The sequence below is a fragment of the Arcobacter ellisii genome (genome assembly GCF_003544915.1).
Taxonomy (GTDB): Bacteria; Campylobacterota; Campylobacteria; order Campylobacterales; family Arcobacteraceae; genus Aliarcobacter; species Aliarcobacter ellisii.
Genome location: NZ_CP032097.1, coordinates 2,398,590 through 2,419,875 on the forward strand (window position 1 = coordinate 2,398,590; position 21,286 = coordinate 2,419,875).

A 21,286-nucleotide genomic window follows, 5' to 3' on the forward strand; every position below is an offset into this window, starting at 1 on the left:
CTTTAAAAGTTTTTTATTTAAGGGAATAATAAAAAAAGGTGCCCAGAGAATAACCCCTGAACACCTTTTTAAATATAAATCCAACTCTATTTTTTTATGATTGTTGGTCTTTCTAAGTCTAATTGATTCATAAATTTACCTTTTTTAACTAAAATATATACTTTTTAGTATGAAAATTATACCTTTTTTTTATAAAAAGAACTTTAATTACTCTTAATAACATACTCTATTGATTCAAAACTGATTTTTTCTTCTACCTTGAAATCATCATAGTTAAAATCATGTTCATCTGTATAGGATAATATAATATAAATATCATTAAAAAATACATAAAAAATTCTATATTTATTATCTTGTGCTTTAGTTACTGCATTTATTGCTAAAACGTATACTCCGTAAAGAGTCGTTTGTTTTTTGTTAATATAAATATTTTTATCTTTTTTATATCTTGGACTATGAGGATGTGCTTCTATAATATATGGGCTATTACATTGCCCATTAGAAAATAAATACATTGGATAATAAATTCCTCTAACTAAACTAGTGATAAAATTTTTTGAATCTTTCTCGCATTTAATTACACTATTAATAAAATTTTGACTAAAAATAATATTCTTTTTTTCTTTTAATCTAATTCCCAAAAATACTTTAACAGTATCTAAATAATAAAAGAATTCTTTTTCTAATATCTTTTGACATAATTCATTATTGCTAATAATTCTTAAATTTTTATCCATTTGCCACTTTAATATGTCAATATTATTGAATAACTCAAATTTATTTTCACAAACGCTTTCAGAATTTTTATTGCTAATTATTATATTATTGTAATAATCATTATATTGAATTCTTAGTGCACTAGATATAAAACCATGTATTTCATTAGGTAATTTTTCAATAAAAGAACAATTATCTGTATCTTGATATGAATATACTTCTTTAATATATTTTAATTTATGGCTATTTCTAGCAAAATATATTTCACTAAAAGTTAATTTTGAATTTAAATCAATATTGAATAAATTTTTATATCCACTTAACTCTTTATATTGATCTAAATATTTATTATAAATAATTTTGATAGTTTTACATTTTATATTATCAAAAATCTCACTTATTAAATAATTATTTTCTTTTATTTTTGAGATTTCTGAAATATATATATTAGGATCTATAGAAATATTAATCAATACCAATTCTTTTTTTCATTAATTTTTTTGTGAAATTCATATATTGATCAAAAAAACCATCTGGCCAATTAAGAATTTCACCTTCTGAATCAATTTCGATATTTTCAAACTCTACATTATCTTCATTACGATGTAAAAAATAAATTTTATATAGACTTTCAATTTCAGGAATATCCATTTTTTCAAGTATTATCTGATTTATAATATGTTCACTATGCGTTTCTGCAATTATTTGTCTATTGTTTTTTGCTAAGCACAATAAAAATGTAGCTAACTTCATTTCTAACTCTGGATGTAAATGTATTTCAGGTTGTTCAAGAACAAATAACTCATTCTCTTCTAATAGCAATCCTTGAATAATAATAGGTAAGATTTGACTTATTCCAAATCCTGAATTGTTTATTGAAAAACCATTTATTAATATTTGTATTAGAACATCATCTACAACATGTTTTATATTAAAATCTACTTCATTAAAAAAATATTTAAACCAATAATTTAAACCTTCGTTTAATGTCTCATGTTTTAATTCTTTATCTTTTAATTTCCTAAAATAAGAAACTTTTTTATCTCGAAATTTTACTAAAATATCAATTGCATTATCACCATTACTTAACATTATATTTTGCCCACCAATTAAATGATAATATTCTCTTGGATGACTTCGTAAAGGCTCTAAATATTTTAATTGAGAAATACTCTTTACTATCATTTCTACTTTCTTAGAAACACCAAAAGTTACTTTATCAACATTTTCTTCTATCTCAAAATAATCATACAAACTTGGATTATCATTTAAATAAAAATATCCTTCTAAAGGTAGAGATTTAATAAATATAAAATCTGCAATGCCTTTAAAATGGGTAGGTATTTTTTCTTTCATATCCTCTTTTATTCTTACATAATAAGGACTCAAAAAATTAAATGCATCAACATTAAATTTATCATTAACGCTTTTTCTACTAATTTCTAAACTAGAATCTAACTTATTTCTAACAAAATTTTCAATTTTTAAATAACAAAGTTGTCCTTCTTTTAAATCAGTATCAAAATAGTATTCCATTTTTACTTCGGAATTAAGGTCATTAATTTCTGATGTCTTAAAATTAAATTCAATTTTTTTTGATAAATCATTATTATTTATTTTTGTTTGAAAACTTGTTAAAGGAGGAAAATATGTTGGAGATAATAATGTATCACTATTATTATTTCTATAATCGTAAATATCTAATATTGATTTTAAAATTGTTGTTTTACCTACATTATTTATACCAGAAATAATTGTAAGATTATTAAGTTCCAAATAATCCTCCAGTATAAGAGATTTATAATTCTTTATTTTAATCCTTTTTAACATTAACATCCTTTTTATATTTGGTTAATTATATAATTTTATTGCTTTTATTCATTATTTTATCTAACCAATCAGCATACCATTGAATTAATTCTTTTTTCTCGTCAAAATGTTTATATTTAGATTCTCTATTATAAGCTGCTTTAATTTTATTTTTTTCTTTATGAGCTAAACAAGCTTCAATAATGTCAGAGTGGAAACCATGTTCTTTGTATAGTTCATGTGCAATAGTTGAGAACATACTTCTAAAACCATGGAAAGTGTGTTTATTTTGATAACCTAGCTTATTTAATGTATCAGATAATGTAGCCCCTGAAACTCCTCTATCATTTTTATATGGAGATGGAAATACATATTTACCTCTGTATTTTGAAAATGGTTCTATTTGTTTTAAAATCTTTATTGCTTGAATAGGCAAAGGACAAACAAAATCAACTTTCATTTTCATTTTTTCTTTTGGTATTTCCCAAATACCCTTTTCTAAATCCACATCATCCCAACACATGAGCCTTATATTTTCACTTCTAACAAATACATAAGGAATTAATTTAAATATAAATACTGTACTTATATCACTTCTTAATTTCTCACCTATTGAATTTATATCAAAAAGTAATTGTTTTATATCTTTTGGTTCTATTAATGCAGGAAGATGAGTGTCTTTTTTATTTGGAACTAAAATCGTACTTTTATCTATATTTGCAATTATATTATTCTCAATATATTCTTTAGTAACTGCATACATATATATTTTATTTATTATCGATAAAAGCCTATGAGCAGATTCAATAATTCCTTTATTTTGCATTTTTTCTAATGCAGTTATAATATCAACTCTTTTAATGTCTTTAATAGCAACACTACCTAACCAATTTGTGATATTTTTTAAAATTCTTGTGTTTTGAATAATTGTTGCTTCACTAGAACTTTTTCTTCTTAATTCAATCCATTCATCAACTACATTTTGTAAAGTTAAAGATTCAGAAGCTTTTTTTATTCGTTTCGCAGAAATGGGATTAATATGATTAGATAATAATTGCCTAGCTTCTTCTCGTTTTTCTCTAGCTTCTTTTAAAGTTACTTCTGGATAAACACCAAAAGACATACTAAGATTTTTGTTTCCATATCTAAAATCATATCTCCATACTTTAGAGCCATTAGCTTTTATAATAAGATACAAACCTTTCCCATCTGCTAATTTATTTTTTCTTATTGCTTTTTCATTTGAATTAGATTTCTCTAATTCTTTCTTTAATAGCTCAAATTCTTCATCAGTAGTGTATTTAGTATTTTTAATCTCTGTATCACTAAGAGGTTTTGATATTTTTGGCATTTTTAAGGTACTCATCTTTTAATAATTCTTATAGTACCTGAAATATTACCTAAAAGAAACTTGATTTAGTCTAATTTATTATGATTTAGTATGATGTAATATGATATTCAAAAGTAGAAATAAGCCCGATATTATGGGCTTATTTGATTAGATAATTAGTTTTTTGGGAGCAATTTAACAGGAACTATCTGGAATTCGTCCATATTCCAAACATTGTTTTTAACATATGGTTCATTTTCTAACCACTCGTCAATTTCATCATCAGTTGCAAAATCAACTAATAAAGTTGAACCAACCATTACTTCATCTTCAATTAATGCACCAGCATTAATAATTTTACCTTCAGCCATTAATTTTCTAGTACCTTCAACATGTGCATCTCTTACAGCTAGTCTTCTTTCAAGAGCGTTATCGTTATCATAAGCAATTACTAAATATTGCATGGTATATATCCTTTTTTATTTAATTTTAGCATTCTATCATAAAAATAAAATGACAAAATTAAATTATTACAAAGTAGTTGCAAATAAAAATGTTAATGGATAAATTATAACGTTCAAATATCTAAAAAAAGGAGTAATAGTTACATTTATTTGTAATAACTCATTTATATCTTTTCCATTTAAAAGATTTTTCATTAGTGTTAATTTAAAACTAATATCAAAAAATTTCAAAATTAAAATTGAACTCATAAGAAATCCAAAATTATTAAAATAAAAAGATAAAAAAATTGTATAAAAAAATGATGGATGAAAAATAAAGTATAAAAATATATTTTTCTTAAATATAAAAAAATTGTTCTGTAATAATTCGTGTAGAGTATTAGATTTTTGCCAAGTAGTTTCAAATAACTCAAGCAAAACAAAAATAAAAAGTAAAAGAGTAATTTCCATTGTAGTTATTCCAATAAGGCTTAAAAAGCCTTATTGTTCAAATTATGCTTGTTCAGAAAATTTAATTTTTTGGTTTTTATATAAACCTGTTCCAACTGGAATTGTTCTACCAATTACAACGTTTTCTTTTAAATCTTCTAACATATCCATTTTAGCACTGATTGCAGCTTCTGTTAAAACTTTTGTAGTTTCTTGGAATGATGCAGCAGAAATAATAGAATCAGATGTAACAGCCGCTCTTGTAATACCTAATAATAAAGGTTCAGCAATTGCAGGATTTCCACCTAATTTTATAATTTTTTCATTTTCGATTTTGAATTTCTTTTTAGAAATCATATCTCCAACGATAAATTTAGTATCTCCACCATCTAAGATAGAAACTTGTCTTAACATTTGAGATGTAATAACCTCAATATGTTTATCAGCAATATTTACCCCTTGAGATCTATAAACTTGTTGTACTTCAGATACGATGAAGTAATGTAAAGCTTTTTCTCCAAGAATTCTTAAAATATCATGTGGAGAAATTTGACCATCAGTTAAAGCCTCACCAGCATGAACAAACTCACCTTCGTGAACTAAAATTTGTTTAGATTTCTCTACTAAATACTCAGCTGTATTTCCAGCTGTATCAGAAATAACAATTTTTTGTTTATTTCTTAAAGATTTACCAAATGATACTACACCATCAAATGATGCAAGAATCGCAATATTTTTTGGACGTCTAGCTTCAAATAACTCAGATACTCTTGGAAGACCTCCAGTAATATCTTTTGATTTTTGTGTAGCTTTTGGCGTTTTACCAATAATATCTGCAACTTCTACTCTTTTACCTTCTGCAACGTTTAACGAAGTTTTAGGGTCTAAAGAGTATCTAATAATCTCTTTGTCATCTGTTGCTAAAATAATTGTTGGTTTATATCCACTTGGAATATATTCATTAACAACTAATTTAGAAGTTCCTGTTAATTCATCGAATTGTTCAGAAACAGTTACACCTGGAATAATATCTTCAAATGAGATAATCCCTGATTTTTCTGCAATAGTTGGATTTGCATATGGATCCCATTCTGCAATTACAACTTGCTCACTTGTTGCTGGTTGAGAGATTATTGAATCTTTTTCAACTTCTGTACTATCATTTAATACAATTAAAGAACCTCTAGCAATATAGTGTCTTAATGCTTCTCTATCATCACCATCAACGATTACAGCAAATACACCTTTTTCATTGATTTCATCACCTGCTTTAATATCAGGTCTTCTTTCTAAATAATCACCAGTTAATTTATAGTATTTTACAAAACCTTTTGAACCAGAAATAATTTTTGAAGTAATTGGAGCACCATCTTCAACTTTTAATTCAGAAGCAAATGGAATCCTATTTGGAACATTCCATCCATCTTTAATCATTTCAACGATAGATTCATTTTTCTCTACTTCTTCACCATCTCTGTATGGTAAATATAATTTACCTTCAATTTTCCCAGAAATACCAGCTAACTCGTTTGCTTTTGCAACATCATTTTTTCTTAAATAATATCTTTTTGTATCTGTTCCATTTGTAATTGTTAAAATTGTCTCTTCATGTAAAGTTTCAACAGTAACTTTTCCTTTAAATGGTGCATTAATTTTTGGCTCAACTAATAATAATCCAGCATTTCTTCTATTTGCAACAATGATTTTTCCATCAGATTTAACATATTTTTTAATATTGTAATATCTAATAAATCCTTCTTTATCAGCTTTTAATTCTCTTTCAGTTTGAGTAGCAGATGCTGTTCCCCCAACGTGGAATGTTCTAAGTGTCAGCTGAGTTCCAGGCTCCCCAATTGATTGAGCAGCAACAACTCCAACAGCCTCACCTGGTTTAGCTTTTCTTTGCTCACCTAAGTTTAGACCATAACATTTTGAACATAAACCATTTTCAACTTTACAAGTTAAAGGAGTTCTAATAACAACTGATTTAACTTCTGCTTCAGTTACGACTTTAGCATCTTCTTCAGTTATTAATGTACCCTCAGCAAATAAAATCTCATTTGAAATTGGGTCAATAATATCTTCAGCAATTACTCTTCCTGTAATTCTTTCTTCTAAAGACTCAATTAATTCATTTCCTGATGTAATATCTGTAATTTCGATACCTTCGTGAGTTCCACAATCTTCAATTGTAATTCTTACATTTTGAGAAACGTCAATCAGTTTTCTTGTTAAATATCCAGCATTTGCTGTTTTTAACGCTGTATCCGCAAGACCTTTTCTAGCTCCGTGAGTAGAAATAAAGTACTCAAGAACGTTTAGACCTTCTCTAAAGTTTGAAATAATTGGAGTTTCAATAATAGAACCATCTGGCTTAGCCATAAGTCCTCTCATACCTGATAACTGTCTAATTTGCGCAGCAGATCCCCTTGCTCCTGAGTCCGCCATCATATAAATAGAGTTGAATCCATTTTTATCAGTTTTTACTAATTCCATCATCTCAGAACCAAGTTTATTATTAACTTCTGTCCAGATATCGATAATTTTATTATATCTCTCTTGCTCAGTTAATAAACCTTGAGAGAATTGTTTTTGAACTTCAATAACCTCTTTTTTAGATTTACCAATATGTCCAACTTTTGTTTCAGGAACTCTAATATCATCAATAGAAATTGAAATACCAGCTGTTGTTGCATATTTAAAACCTAGATTTTTTAAGTTATCTAAAAATCTTGGAGTTACTTCATAACCACCATGTTTATAAATATAATCAACTAAAGAACCAATATCTTTTTTCTTTAAAATTTTATTCCATAAATTTGTTGGTACAAAATCAGGTAAAATTTCATGAATAATTAATCTTCCAACTGTTGTATGAATAACTTTGTCATTTAATTTTGTTCTAATTTTTGCATGTAAATCAATTTTACCCATATCTAATGCAATTTTAACTTCATTTACATCAGTGAATAATTTATGTTCACCTTGCACACCATCTTTTTCTAATGATAGATAATAGATACCTAAAATCATATCTTGAGAAGGAACAGCAATTGCTCTTCCAGATGCTGGTAAAAGAATGTTCATAGAAGACATCATTAAAATTTTTGCTTCTGCAACTGCTTCTTGTGATAAAGGCACGTGAACTGCCATTTGATCCCCATCGAAGTCCGCATTGAAGGCAGCACAAACTAATGGGTGTAATCTAATAGCTTTTCCATCAATTAAAACTGGGTGGAATGCTTGAATTGAAAGTTTATGAAGAGTTGGAGCTCTATTTAATAAAATTGGATACTCATCAACGATTTCATTTAAACATTCCCAAACTTCATTTGCTTCTGATTCAATTAATCTTTTTGCAGCTTTTAAAGTTGTTGCATAACCTTTTTCTTCTAATTTAGCCATTAAATGTGGTTTAAATAACTCTAAAGCCATTTTTTTAGGAATACCACATTGGTCCATATTTAATGTAGGTCCAACAACGATAACAGATCTTCCTGAGAAGTCAACCCTTTTACCAAGTAAGTTTTGTCTGAATCGTCCTTGTTTACCTTTGATGATTTCAGATAAAGATTTTAAAGGTCTTTTATTTGCACCTTTTACTGCATTTGCAGTTTTTCCATTATCAAATAAAGCATCAACTGCCTCTTGAAGCATTCTTTTTTCATTTCTAATAATGATTTCAGGAGCATCAAGTTCTGTTAATCTTTTTAATCTGTTATTTCTATTAATTACTCTTCTATATAAGTCATTAACGTCTGAAACTGCAAATTTTCCACCATCAAGTGAAACAAGTGGTCTTAAATCTGGTGGAAGAACTGGAAGTTGTGTAAGCATCATCCACTCAGGTCTATTTCCTGAATTTAAGAAGTTTTCAACAACTTTTAATCTTTTAATAATTGTTTTTCTTTTTGCTTCAGATTTAGTAGATTCCATCTCTTCTTTTAAAACTGTTAATAAGTTAAATAAATCAAGATTTTCTAATAAATCTCTTACAATTTGTCCACCCATACTAGCTTCAAAACCAGTGTGTTCAAATAAATCAGAAATAGTTCTATATTGTTCTTCATTTAAAATATCATATTTTTCAACTTTTTTAGTTTTTTCATTATCATAATAAGCTTCTCCAGCTTCACTTACGATATATGCTTCATAATATAATACTCTTTCTAAATCTTTAAGTTTAACACCTAATAATGTACCAATTCTTGTAGGTAGTGATGAAACCATCCAAATATGAGCAACAGGAGATACTAAATCAATATGTCCCATTCTGTGTCTTCGTACCTTTGATGAAGTTACTTCAACTCCACATTTTTCACAAACAACACCTTTGTATCTCATTTTTTTGTATTTACCACAAAGACATTCATAATCTTTTACTGGTCCAAAAATTTTAGCACAAAATAAACCATCTCTTTCAGGTTTTAATGTTCTATAATTAATAGTTTCTGGTTTTTTAACTTCACCACAAGACCAAGATAAAATTTTTTCAGGACTTGCTAATCTTAATTGGAAAGCCGCAAAATCTTGCGGTCTTTCTAATTCTTTAATTTCAATTGGTGACAACATTTTTTCATTATTGCTCATTGTTTTCTACCTCTCCAAAAATCTCTACATCTAAAGCTAGAGCTTTTAACTCTTTTGTTAATACGAAGAATGTTTCAGGTACTCCTGAATTTGGAACATTTTCACCGTTTGCTATCGCTCTATAAGCTTTTGTTCTTCCTTCAACGTCATCAGATTTCGTTGTTAACATCTCTTTTAGAACATTTGTTGCACCATAAGCTTCAAGTGCCCAAACCTCCATCTCTCCGAATCTTTGTCCACCAAATAGAGCTTTTCCTCCAACTGGTTGTTGTGTAACTAAAGAGTAAGGTCCTGTACTTCTTGCGTGAACTTTTTCATCAACTAAGTGGTGAAGTTTAAGCATATACATATAACCTACGTTTACTCTTTCCTTCATTTTATCACCAGTTTTACCATCAAATAGAACACATTTTCCATCAGTATCAATTTTTGCTAATTCAAATAATTTTGCAAATTCTTCAGCTTTTACACCATCAAAAATTTGTGTAGCAAATCTTACACCTTTTGCCCAATCTTGACCATATTGGATTAATTCTTCATCACTTAAAGAATCCATAAATGCTTTACCATTCATTAATTTTGCAACTGATGCTATTTCACTCATTTTAGTTCTTAATTCAGCAATAAAATCAGCTTTTTTAGCTTCAAAAATCTCTTGAATTTGAGCTCCTAATTTTTTACCTACTAATCCTAAGTGAACTTCAAGAATTTGTCCAATATTCATCCTAGATGGAACCCCTAGTGGGTTAAGAATAACGTCAACTGTAGAACCATCTTCTAAGTAAGGCATATCAACTTTTGGAACGATATTAGAAACGATACCTTTGTTTCCGTGTCTTCCCGCCATTTTATCCCCAACTTTGATTTTTCTCTTAGTAGCAATATAAACTTTAACTTGTTTAATAACACCACTTGGTAAAATATCATCATGTTCTAAAATTTGAAGTTTTTCTTCATGCTCATCTCTTAATTGTGCTTTTTGTTTAATGAAATGCTCTTTTATATCATTATAAGTTTTTTCAATCTCTTTTGAATAAGAAGAAACAACTTTTTTCATTGCAAATCTATTAACATTATTTAACACATCAACAGGGATAGTTTCACCTTTTTTATATGTAACTTCGTCTAATTCAAGGTCTTTTATTAATGTTGATTTTAATAATAAATCATTAATTTTTAAAATCTCTTCTCTATCAAGCATTAATAGTTTATCATGGTGTTTTAAATCAAGTTCAGATTTTTCAGCTTCAATTTCCGCTATTGCTCTTTCGTCTTTTTCATAACCTTTTTTAGTAAATACTTTAACATCAACAACTGTTCCTTCCATTGATGTAGGACATACTAAAGATTTGTTAATAACGTGACCAGCTTTTTCACCAAAGATTGCTCTTAATAATCTTTCTTCAGGAGTTGGTTTAATTTCACCTTTTGGTGTAACTTTTCCAACTAAAATCATTCCTGGTTTTACATAAGTACCGATTTTTACAATACCTGAATTATCTAAATGAACAATTGATTCTTCTTTAACACCTGGTAAATCTCTAGTTATCTCTTCATTACCATGTTTTAATTCTCTACACTCTACTTCTTTTTCATAAATATGAACTGATGTAAATGCATCTTCTTCAATTAATCTTTCACTTAGGATAATAGCATCCTCGTAGTTATATCCATTCCATGGCATGAAGGCAACCATTGCATTAACTCCAACAGCTAATTCACCTTTATCCATTGATGGACCATCAGCAATTACTTGACCTTTTTGAACAAATTCACCCTCTTTAACACCAATTCTTTGTCCAAATGAAGTATTATTATTTGTTCTTACATTTTTATTTACAATATAGTGGTCGATGAAAGCACCGTTTTCATCTTCACCTCTTACGTAAATATTTTTTGCATCAGCTTTTTCTACAAGTCCAGCTCTTTTTGCTTTAATTGCTTCCCAAGCATCACGTGCAACAATTTTTTCTAAACCAGTTCCAACAACTGGAGCATTTGGTCTTAATAATGGAACAGCTTGTCTCATCATGTTCGATCCCATAAGTGCTCTGTTGGCATCATCGTGTTCTAAGAAAGGAATTAAAGAAGCTGCAACCCCCATAACCATTTGAGAAGAGATGTCAATTAAATCAACACTACTTCTTTCCATTAGTAAGATTTCACCATCTTTTCTAACTTCAATTAGAGGTTCAATAATTTTTCCATTTTCATCAACTTTTGTTGAACCAGGAGCAATTACAAGTCCTTCTTCTTGAGTAGCTGTATAGTATGAAATTTCATTTGTAACTATACCATCAACAACTTTTTTATATGGAGCTTCGATAAATCCTAAATCATTAACTTTTGAGAAAGTTGATAAAGTATTGATAAGTCCAATATTTTGTCCCTCTGGAGTTTCAACTGGACAAATTCTTCCATAGTGAGTTGGGTGAACGTCCCTTACCTCAAATCCAGCTCTCTCTTTTACAAGTCCACCTTCTCCAAGTGCAGAAAGTCTTCTTTTGTGAGTAACTTCAGATAATGGATTAGTTTGATCCATAAATTGAGATAATTGCCCAGATGTAAAGAATTCAGTAATTGTTGAAGTAATCATTTTAGAGTTAACTAAATCATGTGGCATAATATCTTCTAATGTACCAGATAAAGTAGTCATTTTATCTCTAATTGCTTTTTGCATTTTGATTAAACCAGCATGTAATTCATTTGCTAATAATTCACCAATTGCTCTAATTCTTCTATTTCCTAAGTGATCTCTATCATCGATATGACCATGTCCAGATTTAACTTTTACTAAATATTGAACTGTTTTGATAACATCTTCATAAGTTAAAGTAGTAACATACTCAGGTACATTAACACCTAATTTATGATTCATTTTCATTCTTCCAACTTTTGTTAAGTCGTATCTTTCTGGATCAAAGAATAATTTTTTAACGAAATCTTTAGCAGCTTCTTTAGTAACAGGTTCACCTGGTCTCATAACTTTATAAATTCTGATTGCAGATAAATCATTTTCATCATCAATTTGCTCAGTTTGTTTTAAAAGTTTTAAAGACTCTGCATCAGCTTTAAATGCATTGATGATTGAGCTATCAATTCCTGGTGCTAAATCATTTGCAATATCAAATGAATCAAAACCTAAATCTAAAAGTTTTTTTAATTTAATTTCATCAAGATTAGTTAACGCATCAAATAATACTTCTCCAGATTCTGGGTCATAAATAGTGTTTGCTGTACTTCTATCCATTAATTGTTCTAATGGGTATTCAATTAATTTTAATCCACCTTCAATTAATGCTTTAGCTTTTCTAGCTGTTAATCTTTTTCCAGCTCCAATAACTAAATTACCTTTATCATCTTTAACATCAAATTCAATTCTTCCCATAAAATCGTCAGGATTAAATTCAGTTAAAAATTTATTATTTTTAACTTTAATATTAACTATTGGATAGAATAATTTAATAATATCTTCTTTAGAGTAACCTAATGCTCTAAATAAAATTGTTACAGGTACTTTTCTTCTTTTGTTAATTCTTACATATAATACATCTTTTGCATCATATTCAAAGTATAACCAAGAACCTCTATCTGGAATAATTTGTCCAGTATAGATTAGTTTATTATCAGCTGTATTAGATTCTTCTTCTTTAAAAATTACACCAGGTGATCTATGTAATTGATTAACAACTACTCTTTCAACACCATTAACAATAAATGATGTTCTATCAGTCATTAAAGGAATTTCTCTAATAAATAAAGATTGTTCTTTCATATCTTTAACACCGATTTTTTCACCAGTTTTTTCGTCTAAATCCCATAATGTTAATCTGATATTGATTTTAAGAGGAATAGAATATGTTAATCCTCTAACCATAGATTCTCTTACATCATATTTAGGTTTACCTACTTCTGAACCTAAGTAATCAAGAGTTATTCTGTTTTGAATGTCATGTATTGGAAAAATAGATTTAAATACTTTTTCAATTCCAGCAGCAGATCTATCTTCTTGACCAATCATTAAGAAAGTATCATATGAAGTTTGTTGTAATTGTAGTAAGTTTGGAATTTCAATTTGTTGTGGATTTTTTGCAAAATCAACTCTAAGTCTATTACCAGATTTTAAAGAGTTTAACATTGTCGGCCTTGTTATAAAATTTGGTTAAGTTTGCTTTTTATTTATATAAAGCACAAAAGCATCCATAAAGGATAAGGTTAAAATTTCACAAAATTTTAACCTTAACCCTCAAAGATGCTGAACTTATATACAGGGAAAACCCTGTATAACAGTCAATAATTATAAATAATTATTTAATTTCTACTTTAGCACCAGCTGCTTCTAAAGCTGCTTTAGCTGCTTCAGCGTCAGCTTTAGAGATTCCTTCTTTAATTGTAGAAGGAGTTTGCTCAGCTGCATCTTTAGCTTCTTTTAATCCTAAACCAGTTAGTGCTCTGATTTCTTTAATAACATTGATTTTTTTGTCACCTGAATCTAAGATAACAACATCAAATTCAGTTTTTTCTTCTGCAGCTTCAACAGCAGCAACAGCACCACCAGCAACTGCTACAGGTTGAGCAGATACACCAAATTTTTCTTCAAATTCTTTAACTAATTCTGATAATTCTAATACAGATAAACCAGAGATAAATTCTAAAACGTCTTCTTTAGAAATTGCCATTTCATTTTCCTTATTATTTTTTTATTTTAATATTAATAGCTTAAATAATTAAGCTGCCTCTTCTTCTTTTTTTCTTCTAAGTGCATCAAGACCAATAGTAAAGTTTCTAACAGGCCCCATCCATACAGATGCAAGCATACCAAGAAGTTCTTCTCTTGATGGTAATTTAGCAAACGCATTAACAGTAGCAAAGTCAGCAATTTTACCTTCAATGATACCTGATTTAATAGCAAATTTTTCTTTGTTAGCAGATGCAAATTTATCAGCTACTTTACAAGCTGAGATTTGATCTTCAGACCATAAGAAAATATTTGTACCACTTAATTCAACATCACCAAGTTCTGCATTTTTAACAGCAACAGTAACTAAAGTATTTTTAGCAACTTGAACTTTTGTTCCATTAGCTCTAGCTTCTTTTCTTAAAGATTCTAACTCTTTATGAGTAAGTCCTTTGTAATCACAAACAACAACTGCTAAAGAAGATTTGAACTCTTCTGTTAAAAAATTAATAATTTCTGATTTTTCTTGTCTAGTCATTTTTTCTCCTCCCTTCAAAACATCGACTTAGGCGGGACTTACAAGAAACGGAGGTGTTTCTTACCAGCTGCCTTCAGTTTTATTTCAGTGCTTTGAATAACACTCAATAATAAAGATTTAATCTTCATTATTGAATGCTAAAAAAAAATTAGATAAGGTAAACCTTATCTAATTTCCATAATTTCCATGTTATCTAAAATGATTGATGGACTCATTGTTAACGATATAGCTGCATTAGTAATATATCTTCCTTTTGCAGTTGAAGGTTTAGCTTTATTAATAGCTGCGATAAATGCTGCTGCATTTTCTCTAATTGCTTCTGCAGAGAATGAAACTTTACCAATTCCTGCTTGCATATTACCTTTTTTGTCAACTCTATATGTAACTTGACCACCTTTAGCATCATTTACAGCTTTAGTAACATCCATAGTTACAGTTCCAGTTTTAGGATTTGGCATTAAACCTTTTGGTCCTAAAATTCTTCCAACTTTTCCTACAATTCCCATACAATCAGGAGTTGCAATTAATACGTCGAAGTTAATATTTCCAGCTTGAATTGCTTCAGCTAAATCATCGTTTCCAACAACATCTGCACCAGCAGCTTTTGCTTCATCCAATTTTAAACCTTTTGCAAATACTGCAACTCTTACAGTTTTACCTGTACCATTTGGAAGAACAACTGCACCTCTAATCATTTGGTCAGCATGTCTTGGATCAACATTTAAGTTAAGTGCGATTTCTACACTTTCGTCAAATTTTGCTGATTTTAATTCTTTTACTGCTGCACAAGCTTCAGTTAAAGAATATTTTCTATTCTCAATTTTTTCAGCTAATGCCTTATATCTTTTTGAAATTTTTGCCATTTTTTTCTCCGCAAGTTTATTATTTTGCTACCGCCATTATAGAGTCCGGTGGTAAGACTTATTTAAAACAGAATGTTTATTATAATTCTGTTTCAATACCAATTGATCTAGCTGAACCTGCAACAATTTTTGCAGCAACTTCTCTATCATCTGTATTTAAATCCTTGATTTTTAAATCAACGATTTCCATAATTTGCTCTTTTGAAAGTTTTCCAACTTTTTGTTTAAGTGGATTACTTGAACCTGATTTAACACCAGAGATTTTTTTAATTAAATCTGTCATTGGTGGTTGTTTTAATTCAAATGTAAAACTTTTGTCAGTATAAACAGTGATAACAACAGGGATTCTATACCCTGCTTTCTCTTTTGTTTTTTCATTAAAAGCTTTACAAAATTCCATAATGTTAACACCTCTTTGACCTAATGCTGGTCCAACTGGTGGTGATGGATTTGCAGCACCCGCAGGTATTTGTAATTTAATTAGCCCTTGAATTTTTTTAGCCATGCTATTCCTTTAAAAATTTTTTAATGATTAGACATTAGGCAAGAAAACTATTTTAAGAAGCTAGTTTTTTTGCCTAATGCCTATATTTGAAATATCAAATAACTCTTTCTACTTGAGTATAAGATATTTCCACTGGAGTGTTTCTTCCAAAGATAGAAACATTTAATTTTAATAATCCCGAAACCATATCAAAATCTTCAACTATTCCGTTAAAGTTTGCAAATGGTCCTTCATTAATTCTTACCATTTCACCTTCATCAAATGAAACTTTTGGTTTTGCTGCTGCTCTATTTTTAACTTTTTCTAAAATTAAATTAATATCTTTTTCAGAAAGTGCAGTTGGTTTTTTAGATTCACCGATAAATCTTCCTACTTTTGGCATTGACTGAATTCTATGCCATAATCCTGTATCTAAATCAATTTTAGCAAAAGCATATGCAGGATACAAAGGTCTTTCAACTATTGTTTTTTTACCTTTTTTGATTTCAATTAAATCTTCAGTTGGAACTAAAACTTCAGCTATTCTATCATCTGCCATTTCTTCAGCTAATTTAACTAAAGCTTTTTTTACAGATAATTCACTACCAGAATAAGTTTGTATTGCATACCATTTATGTGCCATTTCGTTCCCTTAATTTATTATTGAAGATAAGCTTAATGACATTATTCCATCAATTAGAGCTAAGAACAAAGTAATTACAGTTACTACAATAAAAACAGATAAATATGCTGATCTAATTTGTTCTTTTATAGGAAAAATTACTTTTAGTAATTCTGCTTTTGCATTAGCATAATAATTTTTAAATCTATTCACAACTGGCTCCAATTTTGATTACTACTATTTAAGCTTTTAAATTCTTTCAAAAAAAGAGAGTGCTTCTTTTAAAAAAATTTAGTGGCAGGCCAGGGGGGATTCGAACCCACAACCATCGGATTTGGAATCCGGCGCTCTACCATTGGAGCTACTGACCTACTAGGTTAAAAGACTTGTAGAAAACTACAAGTCTTTTATATTAAGATTTTAATTTTACTTCTTTGTGTAAAGTATGTTTTTTTAATCTTGGACAATATTTTTTAACTTCAAACTTTTCAGTGTGAGTTTTTGGGTTTTTCCAAGTAGTGTAGTTAATATCTCCACTCTCTTGACATTTTAATCCAATTTTAATTCTTACTGCATTTGCCATTTACTAAATCCTTATTCAATGATTTCAGCAACAACTCCAGCACCTACAGTTCTACCACCTTCTCTAATAGCAAACTTTGTACCTTTGTCTAGAGCAATTGGAGCAACTAATTCAACTGTCATTTCTACGTTATCACCAGGCATAACCATTTCTACACCCTCTGGTAAAGTACAAGAACCTGTAACGTCTGTTGTTCTTACATAGAATTGTGGTCTATATCCTGAGAAGAATGGAGTATGTCTTCCACCTTCCTCTTTAGAAAGGATATACACTTCGCATCTGAATTTAGTATGTGGAGTAATTGTTTTAGGTTTACATAAAACTTGTCCTCTTTCTACTTCTTCTTTTTTGATACCTCTTAAAAGAATACCGCAGTTATCACCAGCTTGACCTTGTTCCATTTCTTTTCTGAACATTTCAACACCTGTTACAGTAGTTGTTTTAGTATCAGAGAATCCAACGATCTCAATAGTTTCACCTACTTTGATTGTTCCTTTTTCAATTCTTCCAGTAACAACAGTTCCTCTTCCTGAGATAGAGAATACGTCTTCAACTGGCATTAAGAAATCTTGGTCAACATCTCTTTCTGGAGTTGGAATATAAGTATCTACTGCTTCCATTAAAGCAACAACTTTTTCTCCCCATACACCTACAGAACCTGCTTTAGCTTCTTCTAATGCTTGGAATGCAGAACCTGCAATAATTGGAGTGTCATCACCTGGGAAATCGTAAGTAGATAATAATTCTCTAATTTCCATTTCAACTAATTCTAACATTTCATCTCTATCTTGAGGGTCAAGTTGATCTTCTTTGTTCATAAATACAACGATATATGGAACCCCAACTTGTTTAGATAATAAGATGTGCTCTCTTGTTTGTGCCATTGGTCCATCTGTTGCAGCAATAACTAAGATTGCTCCGTCCATTTGAGCAGCACCAGTAATCATGTTTTTAACGTAGTCCGCGTGTCCTGGACAATCAACGTGAGCATAGTGTCTTTTATCTGTTTCATACTCAATGTGAGAAGTAGCAATAGTAATTCCTCTTTCTCTTTCTTCTGGAGCATTGTCGATTTGATCATAATCTTTCATCTCTCCACCATATTTAACTGCAAGAACAGCAGAAATAGCAGCTGTTAAAGTAGTTTTACCGTGGTCAACGTGTCCAATTGTACCGATGTTAACGTGTGGCTTATTTCTTGAAAATTTTTCTTTTGCCATAGAATTCCCCTTCTAAATTTTTGGTTATTGCCCTCTGAGTAGATAAGCCACTAGGCTTCTCTATTCAGAGGGGATTTATTATCAATTTTATTAAAAATAAAATCGTGTTGCGTATTATATTTAAAAAATACTAAAAAAAACTTTAATGGGAGATAAATTATTATAGAGTTATAAAAAATCTGTGCTTATAACTCAGCTCCCAGTAATCAATAAAAATAAATGGAGCGGGAGACGAGACTCGAACTCGCGACAGTCTGCTTGGAAGGCAGAAGCTCTAGCCAACTGAGCTACTCCCGCAACATTTGCGTGGTGGTGAGAGAAGGATTCGAACCTTCGAAGCCGTAGGCGGCGGATTTACAGTCCGCAGGATTTGACCACTCTCCAACCTCACCGATTAAAATATTATTGTTCTGGTCAAGCGCTGTTCTTAAAAGATTACGCACGACATAAAAATGGAGCTGGTGAAGGGAGTCGAACCCCCGACCTGCTGATTACAAATCAGCTGCTCTAGCCAACTGAGCTACACCAGCGCCAAAAAATAAAAATGGTGGTTCGAGACAGAATCGAACTGTCGACACAAGGATTTTCAATCCTTTGCTCTACCGACTGAGCTATCGAACCACTGAAATTGGAGTGTGATTATACTAGCTAATTTATTAATTTAAACTTAAACTGTTTACTAAATTTTTAAATTCATCACCTCTATGAGCATAAGACTTAAATTGATCCAATGAAGCGGCAGCTGGAGACAATATTCCTATACTTTTTTTATTCATATTGTTATTTATTTTTTCAACTGCAATATTTAAAAAATCACATTTTTCAACATTTATTGAATATTCTTTACAATAATCAACTATTTTATCTGTATTACTTCCAATAGCATAAACAGTTAAATCTAGTTCTTTAATATTTTCAAATAAAGGTCTTAAATTTGCACCTTTATCATCGCCACCCAATATAAGATGTAAATTATCTTTTCTATATGGAGTTAAACCATTTATTGTCGCATCAACATTTGTTGCTTTACTATCATCAATCCATAATCTATTTTTTTTATCAAAAAATTCTTCAACTTTATGTTTATCTATTTTAAATTGGTTTATTAAATCGTAATTAATTTCATCAAATATAATCTTTCTAGTTGCCATTGCTAATATTGCATCTAAAAGAAATGGTTCTTTAAAATTTATTTTAGATTTTTCAAAACCAAAATGATTACACAATTCATCACTATTATTATAAGTAATTACATGTGCATCTGTTTTAAAATCTTTAAATTCAGATGGGATAATTGCTACATCATTCTCATTCATTAACTCAAGTGGTTTTAATTTTGCATTTTTATACTCTTCAAAAGAACCATGCCAAGTAATATGATCTTCAGTAATTGGTAATAATAAATAAATATTAGGTTTTGATTTATGAGTATAGTGTAATGTAAAAGATGAAGTTTCTAAAATCCATATCTTTTTATTTTCATCTAGATGACTTAATGGTATTCCAATATTTCCACCACAAACTGAATCATACTCATTTAATAAATGTTGACACATTTGTGTTGTAGTTGTTTTTCCATTAGTTCCAGATATCCAAATAGAAAAAGGCATAATTTCTTGAAATAAATCATAGTCACTAATCACATTATTTGAATTTAAAACCATTTGATTATAAGGTGGAATTCCAGGACTTACAACTGTTAATTCATCAGAATTTTTATCATAAGTATCAAAATCTTTATCATCATATAATACAGCATTAGGAAATTTATCTTTTAAAGCTAATGCCGTAATACCTTTACCTAAAATTCTTATTTTTTTATTATCTATTTTCATTACTTTTCTTTATCTGATTTTTAAACTTAATAAAGCTACTAAGTTTGTCATAAATGCAATAATCCAAAATCTTACAATGATTTTATTTTCTTTCCAACCTTTTTTTTCAAAATGGTGATGAATAGGTGCCATTAAAAATATTCTTTTTTGTCTTAATTTATAAGAACCAACTTGTAATATTACAGATACTGTTTCTAATACAAATATAAATCCAATTGCTAATAATAATATTTCTGATTTTGCAACTATTGCCATGTAACCCATAAATGCACCTAAAGGTAAAGAACCTGAATCCCCCATAAATATCTCTGCTGGATGAGAGTTAAACCATAAGAATCCAATCAAAGCTCCACATATTGCACTTCCCATAATTGCTAATTCACCTACAGTTTGAATATTTGGTAATAATAAATAAGTTGAAAATATTGCATGACCTGTTACATAAGCTAAAACTGATAATGTAAAAAATGCAAGTATTGATGGAACTGTTGCTAAACCATCTAGTCCATCAGTTAAATTAACAGCATTTGATGTACCAACAATAATAAACATCCAAAATACAACTGCTAAAATTCCCATATCAAAAACTGGATATTTGTAAAATGGTGTATATAATTCACTTGAATGTCCATAATGATAAGCTATAAATGAGATAATTGCTGCGCAAAGAAATTGTAACATCAATTTTGCTCTAGCACTTAAACCAGCAGAATTTTTTTCTTTTGATATTTTTGAATAATCATCTTGTATACCAATTAATGAAAAAAGTGCTAAACAAAGTAATCCACCAACAACATAATAGTTACTTAATTTTGCTGTTAATATTGTTGCAATAATTGTTGCAAATATAAATACAACTCCACCCATAGTTGGTGTCCCTACTTTTGTTTGATGCGTTTCGGGAGCATATTCATATATAGGTTGAGAAGCTTTTTTTGCTCTTGCCCAACGAATAAATTTTGGCATTAAATACATTGTTAAAACAAAAGCTATAAAAAAACTCATTCCAGCTCTAACTGAAATGTATTGAAAGATATTGATATCTAGATGTCTGTAAAACCAATAAAACAAACTTGAACCTTGATTTTGATATAATTGCGCGATTATAATATATAATACTTTTT

Annotated in this window: 17 protein-coding genes and 5 tRNA genes; all 22 read right to left on the reverse strand. The window is 29.2% G+C overall.

Translation table 11 applies throughout. The annotated features are described in order from the left end of the window. Positions 1-203 precede the first annotated feature (203 nt). The gene (locus AELL_RS12205; RefSeq protein WP_118918216.1) at positions 204-1,190 is read right to left on the reverse strand and encodes a hypothetical protein; all 987 of its coding nucleotides are present in this window, start codon (positions 1,188-1,190) and stop codon (positions 204-206) included. Next, positions 1,183-2,553 carry a DUF3696 domain-containing protein gene (locus AELL_RS12210; RefSeq protein ID WP_118918217.1) on the reverse strand — a complete coding sequence of 457 codons (1,371 nt, stop codon included), beginning with the start codon at positions 2,551-2,553 and terminating at the stop codon, positions 1,183-1,185. The genes AELL_RS12205 and AELL_RS12210 overlap by 8 nt, the downstream gene beginning before the upstream one ends. A gap of 19 nt (positions 2,554-2,572) precedes the next feature. Then, on the reverse strand, positions 2,573-3,892 hold the full coding sequence (locus AELL_RS12215) for a tyrosine-type recombinase/integrase (protein WP_226805989.1): 1,320 nt from the start codon (positions 3,890-3,892) through the stop codon (positions 2,573-2,575). A gap of 140 nt (positions 3,893-4,032) precedes the next feature. Beyond that, positions 4,033-4,320, reverse strand: a complete 288-nt coding sequence (locus tag AELL_RS12220; RefSeq protein ID WP_118918219.1) for a YciI family protein — start codon at positions 4,318-4,320, stop codon at positions 4,033-4,035. A gap of 66 nt (positions 4,321-4,386) precedes the next feature. Then, positions 4,387-4,569, reverse strand: coding sequence for a hypothetical protein (locus tag AELL_RS14380; RefSeq protein WP_226805990.1), 183 nt, complete (start codon positions 4,567-4,569; stop codon positions 4,387-4,389). Positions 4,570-4,812: 243 nt separating this feature from the next. Further along, positions 4,813-9,339: a DNA-directed RNA polymerase subunit beta' gene (rpoC, locus tag AELL_RS12230; RefSeq protein ID WP_118918221.1), complete on the reverse strand. Its 4,527-nt coding sequence runs from the start codon at positions 9,337-9,339 to the stop codon at positions 4,813-4,815. After that, entirely contained in the window at positions 9,329-13,477 is a 4,149-nt protein-coding gene (rpoB, locus tag AELL_RS12235) for a DNA-directed RNA polymerase subunit beta (protein ID WP_118918222.1), read from the reverse strand. The genes rpoC and rpoB overlap by 11 nt, the downstream gene beginning before the upstream one ends. 169 nt (positions 13,478-13,646) lie before the next feature. Beyond that, the gene (rplL, locus tag AELL_RS12240; protein ID WP_014475174.1) at positions 13,647-14,018 is read right to left on the reverse strand and encodes a 50S ribosomal protein L7/L12; all 372 of its coding nucleotides are present in this window, start codon (positions 14,016-14,018) and stop codon (positions 13,647-13,649) included. Between the two features lie 48 nt (positions 14,019-14,066). Further along, positions 14,067-14,555 (reverse strand): 50S ribosomal protein L10, encoded by a 489-nt coding sequence (gene rplJ, locus AELL_RS12245; protein ID WP_118918223.1) that lies wholly within the window; start codon positions 14,553-14,555, stop codon positions 14,067-14,069. Positions 14,556-14,719: 164 nt separating this feature from the next. Then, positions 14,720-15,418 carry a 50S ribosomal protein L1 gene (gene rplA / locus AELL_RS12250; protein WP_118918224.1) on the reverse strand — a complete coding sequence of 233 codons (699 nt, stop codon included), beginning with the start codon at positions 15,416-15,418 and terminating at the stop codon, positions 14,720-14,722. 79 nt (positions 15,419-15,497) lie between these two features. Beyond that, positions 15,498-15,923, reverse strand: coding sequence for a 50S ribosomal protein L11 (gene rplK, locus AELL_RS12255; RefSeq protein ID WP_118918225.1), 426 nt, complete (start codon positions 15,921-15,923; stop codon positions 15,498-15,500). 94 nt (positions 15,924-16,017) lie between these two features. Continuing rightward, positions 16,018-16,545 carry a transcription termination/antitermination protein NusG gene (gene nusG, locus AELL_RS12260; protein WP_118918226.1) on the reverse strand — a complete coding sequence of 176 codons (528 nt, stop codon included), beginning with the start codon at positions 16,543-16,545 and terminating at the stop codon, positions 16,018-16,020. Positions 16,546-16,554: 9 nt separating this feature from the next. Next, positions 16,555-16,737: a preprotein translocase subunit SecE gene (gene secE / locus AELL_RS12265; protein ID WP_118918227.1), complete on the reverse strand. Its 183-nt coding sequence runs from the start codon at positions 16,735-16,737 to the stop codon at positions 16,555-16,557. Positions 16,738-16,819: 82 nt separating this feature from the next. Continuing rightward, positions 16,820-16,895, reverse strand: a tRNA-Trp gene (locus tag AELL_RS12270). A 41-nt stretch (positions 16,896-16,936) separates the two neighbouring features. Beyond that, complete coding sequence (rpmG, locus tag AELL_RS12275; RefSeq protein ID WP_118918228.1) at positions 16,937-17,107, reverse strand: 50S ribosomal protein L33; 171 nt, start codon at positions 17,105-17,107, stop codon at positions 16,937-16,939. A gap of 11 nt (positions 17,108-17,118) precedes the next feature. Beyond that, positions 17,119-18,327: an elongation factor Tu gene (gene tuf, locus AELL_RS12280; protein ID WP_118918229.1), complete on the reverse strand. Its 1,209-nt coding sequence runs from the start codon at positions 18,325-18,327 to the stop codon at positions 17,119-17,121. Between the two features lie 220 nt (positions 18,328-18,547). Further along, positions 18,548-18,624, reverse strand: a tRNA-Gly gene (locus AELL_RS12285). Positions 18,625-18,634: 10 nt separating this feature from the next. Then, positions 18,635-18,719 (reverse strand) — tRNA-Tyr (locus tag AELL_RS12290). A 61-nt stretch (positions 18,720-18,780) separates the two neighbouring features. After that, a tRNA-Thr gene (locus AELL_RS12295) sits at positions 18,781-18,857 on the reverse strand. A gap of 15 nt (positions 18,858-18,872) precedes the next feature. Then, positions 18,873-18,948, reverse strand: a tRNA-Phe gene (locus tag AELL_RS12300). Between the two features lie 35 nt (positions 18,949-18,983). Beyond that, positions 18,984-20,162, reverse strand: a complete 1,179-nt coding sequence (murD, locus tag AELL_RS12305) for a UDP-N-acetylmuramoyl-L-alanine--D-glutamate ligase (protein WP_118918230.1) — start codon at positions 20,160-20,162, stop codon at positions 18,984-18,986. Positions 20,163-20,171: 9 nt separating this feature from the next. After that, complete coding sequence (mraY, locus tag AELL_RS12310) at positions 20,172-21,233, reverse strand: phospho-N-acetylmuramoyl-pentapeptide-transferase (RefSeq protein WP_118918231.1); 1,062 nt, start codon at positions 21,231-21,233, stop codon at positions 20,172-20,174. Positions 21,234-21,286 lie beyond the last annotated feature (53 nt).